Origin of the sequence: Azoarcus sp. L1K30, assembly GCF_018122735.1 — a bacterium.
Taxonomy (GTDB): Bacteria; Pseudomonadota; Gammaproteobacteria; order Burkholderiales; family Rhodocyclaceae; genus Parazoarcus.
The window spans coordinates 3,708,039-3,713,374 of sequence record NZ_JAGRRD010000001.1 but is presented as its reverse complement, the minus strand read 5'-3'; the positions used below and the strand labels follow the sequence as shown (position 1 = coordinate 3,713,374).

The 5,336-nt window shown below is 53.4% G+C and carries 2 tRNA genes and 2 rRNA genes; all 4 read right to left on the bottom strand.

The annotated features are described in order from the left end of the window. Nucleotides 1-24: 24 nt before the first annotated feature. Nucleotides 25-2,912 (bottom strand): 23S ribosomal RNA (locus J5J83_RS17015). Between the two features lie 302 nt (nt 2,913-3,214). Continuing rightward, a tRNA-Ala gene (locus tag J5J83_RS17010) sits at nt 3,215-3,290 on the bottom strand. A 27-nt stretch (nt 3,291-3,317) separates the two neighbouring features. After that, nucleotides 3,318-3,394 (bottom strand) — tRNA-Ile (locus tag J5J83_RS17005). A gap of 73 nt (nt 3,395-3,467) precedes the next feature. Beyond that, nucleotides 3,468-5,003, bottom strand: a 16S ribosomal RNA gene (locus J5J83_RS17000). The 16S and 23S rRNA genes sit together here with 2 tRNA genes alongside, the layout of an rRNA operon. Between the last annotated feature and the right edge of the window lie 333 nt (nt 5,004-5,336).

The window sequence follows — 5,336 nt, the reverse complement described above, 5'->3', positions numbered from 1 at the left end:
TATCGACTGTGTGTGTAAGGTTATAGGATCAAGCCTCACGGGCAATTAGTATCGGTTAGCTTAACGCATTACTGCGCTTCCACACCCGACCTATCAACGTGGTGGTCTTCCACGACCCTTCAGGGGGCTCTAGGCCCCAGGGAAGTCTCATCTTGAGGCGAGTTTCCCGCTTAGATGCTTTCAGCGGTTATCTCTTCCGCACTTAGCTACCCGGCGATGCCACTGGCGTGACAACCGGTACACCAGAGGTGCGTCCACTCCGGTCCTCTCGTACTAGGAGCAGGTCCACTCAAACTTCCAGCGCCCACGGCAGATAGGGACCAAACTGTCTCACGACGTTTTAAACCCAGCTCACGTACCACTTTAAATGGCGAACAGCCATACCCTTGGGACCGGCTACAGCCCCAGGATGTGATGAGCCGACATCGAGGTGCCAAACTCCGCCGTCGATGTGAACTCTTGGGCGGAATCAGCCTGTTATCCCCAGAGTACCTTTTATCCGTTGAGCGATGGCCCTTCCATACAGAACCACCGGATCACTATGTCCTGCTTTCGCACCTGCTCGACTTGTCGGTCTCGCAGTCAAGCCTCCTTTTGCCATTGCACTATCAGTACGATGTCCGACCGTACCTAGGAGACCTTCGAACTCCTCCGTTACCTTTTGGGAGGAGACCGCCCCAGTCAAACTGCCCACCATGCACTGTTCCCGACCCGGATTCACGGGCCTGGGTTAGAACCTCAACGACACCAGGGTGGTATTTCAAGGTTGGCTCCACGAGAACTGGCGTCCCCGCTTCAAAGCCTCCCACCTATCCTACACAAGTCCCGTCAAAGTCCAATGCAAAGCTACAGTAAAGGTTCATGGGGTCTTTCCGTCTAGCCGCGGGTAGATTGCATCTTCACAAACATTTCAACTTCGCTGAGTCTCAGGAGGAGACAGTGTGGCCATCGTTACGCCATTCGTGCAGGTCGGAACTTACCCGACAAGGAATTTCGCTACCTTAGGACCGTTATAGTTACGGCCGCCGTTTACCGGGGCTTCGATCAAGAGCTTGCACCCCATCACTTAACCTTCCGGCACCGGGCAGGCGTCACACCCTATACGTCCACTTTCGTGTTTGCAGAGTGCTGTGTTTTTAATAAACAGTCGCAGCCACCGATTCTCTGCGGCCCCTTCGCCCTTCGGATGTACTCCTACAAGCTACCGGGGCATACCTTCTCCCGAAGTTACGGTATCAATTTGCCGAGTTCCTTCTCCTGAGTTCTCTCAAGCGCCTTGGTATTTTCAACCTGCCCACCTGTGTCGGTTTGCGGTACGGTCGATTCTAGACTGAAGCTTAGAGGCTTTTCCTGGAAGCAGGGTATCAACCACTTCGTCTCACAAGGAGACTCGTCATCACGCCTCAGATAATCCCCGCGGATTTGCCTACGGGGTACTCCTACACGCTTAAACCAGGACTTCCAACACCCGGCTGGCCTAACCTTCTCCGTCCCCCCATCGCATCTAGAACCGGTACAGGAATATTGACCTGTTTCCCATCGACTACGCATTTCTGCCTCGCCTTAGGGGCCGACTCACCCTGCGCCGATGAACGTTGCGCAGGAAACCTTGGGCTTTCGGCGAGGGTGCTTTTCACACCCTTTATCGCTACTCATGTCAGCATTCGCACTTCCGATACCTCCAGCATCCTTTACAAGACACCTTCGCAGGCTTACGGAACGCTCCCCTACCACGTGTCATAAGACACATCCGCAGCTTCGGTTCATGGCTTGAGCCCCGTTACATCTTCCGCGCAGGACGACTCGACTAGTGAGCTATTACGCTTTCTTTAAAGGATGGCTGCTTCTAAGCCAACCTCCTAGCTGTCTATGCCTTCCCACTTCGTTTGCCACTTAGCCATGCATTTGGGACCTTAGCTGGCGGTCTGGGTTGTTTCCCTCTTGACACCGGACGTTAGCACCCGATGTCTGTCTGCCGTATATCACTTTGCGGTATTCGGAGTTTGCTATCGCGGGGTAGATCGCAGTGACCCCCCCAACGATTACAGTGCTCTACCCCCGCAAGTGTCCGTACGACGCACTACCTAAATAGTTTTCGGGGAGAACCAGCTATTTCCGGATTTGTTTAGCCTTTCACCCCTATCCACAGCTCATCCCCTAATTTTTCAACATTAGTGGGTTCGGACCTCCAGTGCGTGTTACCGCACCTTCATCCTGGCCATGGATAGATCATCCGGTTTCGGGTCTACGCCCAGAGACTAAATCGCCCTTATCAGACTCGCTTTCGCTACGCCTCCCCTATTCGGTTAAGCTCGCCACTGAACGTAAGTCGCTGACCCATTATACAAAAGGTACGCAGTCACCCCACAAGGAGGCTCCCACTGTTTGTATGCATGCGGTTTCAGGATCTATTTCACTCCCCTCCCGGGGTTCTTTTCGCCTTTCCCTCACGGTACTGGTTCACTATCGGTCGATCACGAGTATTTAGCCTTGGAGGATGGTCCCCCCATCTTCAGACAGGATTTCTCGTGTCCCGCCCTACTTGTCGCACGCTCAGACCCGCCACCTAATTTTCGCATACGGGGCTATCACCCTGTGTTGCCGGACTTTCCAGACCGTTCTGCTAATTAGATGGTTTAGTCGTGCAGGCTCATCCGTGTTCGCTCGCCACTACTTACGGAATCTCGGTTGATTTCTGTTCCTGCAGCTACTTAGATGTTTCAGTTCGCTGCGTTCGCCTCCACTGACCTATGTATTCAGTCAGGGATACTCCTTGCGGAGTGGGTTTCCCCATTCGGATATCGGGGGATCAAAGCTCCATTGCCAGCTCCCCCCCGCTTTTCGCAGGCTTGCACGTCCTTCATCGCCTGTGATCGCCAAGGCATCCACCACATGCACTTAGTCGCTTGATCCTATAACCTTAGACCCTCGAACTGTCCGTCCGAAGACCCGGTCACAGGTCGAACTCGTTTGTGCGGACTACGCGCGTCGCTGACACCACGCACGCAATCCATGCAATCACGCTACCCGTGCAACACACCGTTGGATGTGCTGCACATTACTTCTTCCACTTTGTTAAAGAGCGAGCCAATCGAGAAGCTTGTCGCTTCCCGAGAAGTCAGGCATAAACACCACCACCGTGGCATGCATGACTGACTTCTCGAACCTCGTGTGTGTATGTATCGACCGCGATCCGCGGCCAGGCTGCAGAAACTGGTGGAGCTTGTCGGGATCGAACCGACGACCTACGGCTTGCAAAGCCGCCGCTCTCCCAGCTGAGCTAAAGCCCCATTCTGACCAACGCACCTTCGATAGTTTGGTGGGTCTGGTTGGGTTCGAACCAACGACCCCCGCCTTATCAAGACGGTGCTCTAACCAGCTGAGCTACAGACCCTCACACTCGAGGCTCTTGCGCTTTGAACAACCGATAAGTTGTGGATACTTGATCACCACGACCTTTTCTCTTGAAAGGAGGTGATCCAGCCGCACCTTCCGATACGGCTACCTTGTTACGACTTCACCCCAGTCATGAATCTCACCGTGGTAAGCGCCCCCCCGAAGGTTAAGCTACCTACTTCTGGTGAAACCCACTCCCATGGTGTGACGGGCGGTGTGTACAAGACCCGGGAACGTATTCACCGCAGCATGCTGATCTGCGATTACTAGCGATTCCGACTTCACGTAGTCGAGTTGCAGACTACGATCCGGACTACGATCGGCTTTAAGAGATTAGCTCCACCTCGCGGCTTGGCAACCCTCTGTACCGACCATTGTATGACGTGTGAAGCCCTACCCATAAGGGCCATGAGGACTTGACGTCATCCCCACCTTCCTCCGGTTTGTCACCGGCAGTCTCATTAGAGTGCCCAACTAAATGATGGCAACTAATGACAAGGGTTGCGCTCGTTGCGGGACTTAACCCAACATCTCACGACACGAGCTGACGACAGCCATGCAGCACCTGTGTTCTGGCTCCCGAAGGCACCAAGTGATCTCTCACAAGTTCCAGACATGTCAAGGGTAGGTAAGGTTTTTCGCGTTGCATCGAATTAATCCACATCATCCACCGCTTGTGCGGGTCCCCGTCAATTCCTTTGAGTTTTAACCTTGCGGCCGTACTCCCCAGGCGGTCAACTTCACGCGTTAGCTGCGTTACTCAGAAAGTTACCTCTCCGAACAACTAGTTGACATCGTTTAGGGCGTGGACTACCAGGGTATCTAATCCTGTTTGCTCCCCACGCTTTCGTGCATGAGCGTCAGTACAGGCCCAGGGGGCTGCCTTCGCCATCGGTGTTCCTCCACATATCTACGCATTTCACTGCTACACGTGGAATTCCACCCCCCTCTGCCGTACTCTAGCCGTGCAGTCACAAGCGCAGTTCCCAGGTTAAGCCCGGGGATTTCACACCTGTCTTACACAACCGCCTGCGCACGCTTTACGCCCAGTAATTCCGATTAACGCTCGCACCCTACGTATTACCGCGGCTGCTGGCACGTAGTTAGCCGGTGCTTCTTGTCAAGGTACCGTCATCCGACAACGATATTAGCATTGCCGATTTCTTCCCTTGCGAAAGAGCTTTACAACCCGAAGGCCTTCTTCACTCACGCGGCATGGCTGGATCAGGCTTGCGCCCATTGTCCAAAATTCCCCACTGCTGCCTCCCGTAGGAGTCTGGGCCGTGTCTCAGTCCCAGTGTGGCGGATCATCCTCTCAGACCCGCTACAGATCGTCGCCTTGGTGAGCCTTTACCTCACCAACTAGCTAATCTGACATCGGCCACTCCAATCACGTGAGGTCCTAAGATCCCCCACTTTCCCCCTCAGGGCGTATGCGGTATTAGCTACGCTTTCGCGTAGTTATCCCCCATGACTGGGCATGTTCCGATGCATTACTCACCCGTTCGCCACTCGTCAGCGGAGCAAGCTCCCTGTTACCGTTCGACTTGCATGTGTAAAGCATGCCGCCAGCGTTCAATCTGAGCCAGGATCAAACTCTTAAGTTCAATCCTACAAAGTACTCAAAATCATTTTACTGACATGAGCACCTGATCAATGCAAAAACTGTTTCGTTGCCGAAGCAACCAGTCGCAGCAATCAAGCACCCACACTTATCGATTGTTCAATTTTTAAAGAACTGCTGCAGTTCCTGCAGCACAGAAGCGAGATTATGTTCAACTTAACTTATCTCGTCAACCCCTAGCTTCAACTTATTTCGCAACCACCGAAACAACCAAAACCAGCATCCGCTTCAAAACTACTGCAAAAACAACAACTTCAATTCGCCTACACCAGAAACTCAAATGCGTTTCGCGGTGAAGAGGTGCGCATTATAGACA